General features: G+C 63.5%; 3 protein-coding genes. All 3 read left to right on the top strand.

All coding sequences use genetic code 11. The features are described 5' to 3' along the window. Positions 1–657, top strand: a 657-nt coding sequence (locus CAPSK01_RS18015; protein ID WP_034929997.1) for a PLP-dependent aminotransferase family protein, incomplete at its 5' end; no start/stop codon positions are given. Positions 658–659: 2 nt separating this feature from the next. Beyond that, on the top strand, positions 660–1,043 hold the full coding sequence (locus CAPSK01_RS18010; protein WP_034929995.1) for a DUF2784 domain-containing protein: 384 nt from the start codon (positions 660–662) through the stop codon (positions 1,041–1,043). A 226-nt stretch (positions 1,044–1,269) separates the two neighbouring features. Next, positions 1,270–2,163: an IS982 family transposase gene (locus CAPSK01_RS18000; RefSeq protein ID WP_034929989.1), complete on the top strand. Its 894-nt coding sequence runs from the start codon at positions 1,270–1,272 to the stop codon at positions 2,161–2,163. The last annotated feature ends 184 nt before the right edge of the window (positions 2,164–2,347 follow it).

Genomic DNA, 2,347 nt, shown 5'->3' with positions numbered 1-2,347 from the left:
AAGCCGCGCGTCTTCATCACCCATTCGGTGCTGCACAACCCGACCTCGGGCAACCTGTCGGCGACGGTCGCGCACCGCGTGCTGCAACTGGCCGCGCGGCACGACCTGCCGATCGTCGAGGACGATACCTACGGCGACTACCATCCGGGCCACGCGCACCGTCTCGCCGCGCTCGACGGGCTCGATCGCGTGATCTACGTCGGCAGCTTCTCGAAAACCCTGTCGGCCAACCTGCGCGTCGGCTTCCTCGCGGCGCGGCCTGACCTCGTGCGTACCTTCACCGACGTCAAGCTGTTCACATCGGTCGGCAGTTCCGAGTTCGCAGAGCGGCTGATCCACGACATGCTGATCGAGGGGCATTACCGCAAGACGATCGAGCGTCTGCGCGGCCGCCTCGCACAGGCGATGGACGACGGATTGGAGCTGCTCGACCGTGCCGGCTTTCGCCCGTTCGCCGAGCCGAACGGCGGCATGTTTGTCTGGGCCGCGCGTCCCGATCACGATCCGGTCGAACTGGCGCGCGACGCGGCCGGAAACGGCATTGTCCTCGCGCCGGGCAACCTGTTCCGGCCGCAATTGCAGGCGACGCCCTACCTGCGCTTCAACGTGGCCTATCTCGGCGACCCGCGCATCGGCCGTTTCCTCAAGGCGCTTTGAACATGGGCGAGACGCACTGGCGCCTGCTCGGCGACCTTGTCGTGTCCGCCCATTTCGCCTTCGTCTGCTTCGTCGTCTTCGGTGGCGCGCTGGTCTGGCGTTCGCCGCCCCTCGCCTGGCTGCACGTGCCGGCCGTCGTCTGGGGTGGTGCGGTCGAGCTGTTCGGCTGGACCTGCCCGCTCACCGAACTCGAGGTCCGTTTCGGCGCGCTGGCAGGACAGGGCGTCAGCGAGGGCGATTTCCTCGCCCGGATGCTGGTGCCGCTGATCTACCCGGACTGGCTGACGCGCGAAACCCAAGTCGCCATCGGCGCCGGGGTGCTGCTGCTGAATGCGATCGTCTATATCGCCCTTTGCCGGCGCTGCTGTCGGCGAGGGTCGGACTAGAATCCGGCCGCCGGCGGCGCGTGCAAACGTCGGATGGGGCCGATCCGCGGATGGTCCGCAGCGGGCACGGGCGAAGCCATGCGCCAGGATGCCACCTTTAACAGCATGGTGCCGAACGCGCCCCCGAAGGCCAGCCCGTTGATCCCCGCGACACCCAGGGAAACGCGATGTGCAACTTTTTGACGAGTCGCCATGACTACTGAGTTTTACACACCCGGAGCCAGCCATGTCCCTCGAAACCTTCATCATCACCATCTATTGCCATCTCTGCACGGCTCTTGAGGTCGTTGTGCCTGGCGGAAATCCCCGCAGTCGGGGATTTCCGCCCAAGTTATCCGATGCGGAGGCGCTGACGATGGAGTTTGTCGGCGCGTTTCTCGGGTATCACAGTGACAAGGCTATCTGGGAGTACTGGCGCCGACACTGGGCCCCCTGGTTTCCCCACTTGGGCGACCGTTCGACCTTCGTCCGGCAACTGGCCAACCTTTGGCAGATCAAAGCCCTCCTGCATCAACACTGGGCCGGGACGCTGGGTGCGTTCGAGGCTCCCGTGCATCTGGTAGACGGGTTCCCTGTCCCCGTGTGCCACCCAAAACGGGTGAGTCGCCACACGGTCTTCCGCGGGGAAGCGGATTGGGGATTCTGCGCCTCCAAAGACCAGTATTACTTCGGCTTCCACGCCATGCTGCTCACGACGGCGGAAGGCGTCATTGCGGGCGTCACCCTGACCGCGGCCAGTATGGATGAACGCGATTCCGTCTTCGACCTGCCCCTGGAGCGCATTCGCGGTGCCTTGCTCGGCGACAAGGGCTTCATACGTCCCGTCCTGACCGAGGATCTGTCCGGAATGGGTATCGCGCTCCATACGCCTTTGCGCGACAACATGAGGGATTCGCGTCCGAAATCGTTCGTGGCGCAAATCGTCTCGGTGCGCCGCCGTATCGAAACGGTCATCGGACAACTGGCAGAACGCTTTTCCATGGAACGTAACGGTGCGCGAAAACTCTGGCCATTGGTTTCTCGCATCTACAGGAAGGTGGCCGCGCATACCTTGGGCGTCCTTATCAACAAGTCCTTGGGCCGGCCACTGCTGGAGTTTGAAGGCTTGGTCACGGTCTAAAAGTTGCACATCGCGTCAGGGAATCACAAACAAGGTGCACAAACGCTCCTTATGCCTTGACCTAAACAACCACCGGCTAAAGCCGGTGGGTTTATGTTGCGGAGGTAACCATCCCCCGGCAGAGCCGGGGGCTTTCAATATGTGAGCCGCTCAAAGCGGCTAAACAGGGTCGCTAACGCGACCC

This window comes from Candidatus Accumulibacter vicinus, from assembly GCF_000584955.1.
In the GTDB taxonomy this organism is placed as follows: Bacteria; Pseudomonadota; Gammaproteobacteria; order Burkholderiales; family Rhodocyclaceae; genus Accumulibacter; species Accumulibacter vicinus.
Note: the sequence above shows the minus strand (reverse complement) of the source record. Positions and strands in the feature narration are given on the sequence as shown.

Bases quoted from the DNA above. Each gene is read 5' to 3' on its own strand.
- CAPSK01_RS18010 (WP_034929995.1), top strand. From the start codon at position 660: ATGGGCGAGACGCACTGGCGCCTGCTCGGCGACCTTGTCGTGTCCGCC.
- CAPSK01_RS18000 (WP_034929989.1), top strand. From the start codon at position 1,270: ATGTCCCTCGAAACCTTCATCATCACCATCTATTGCCATCTCTGCACG.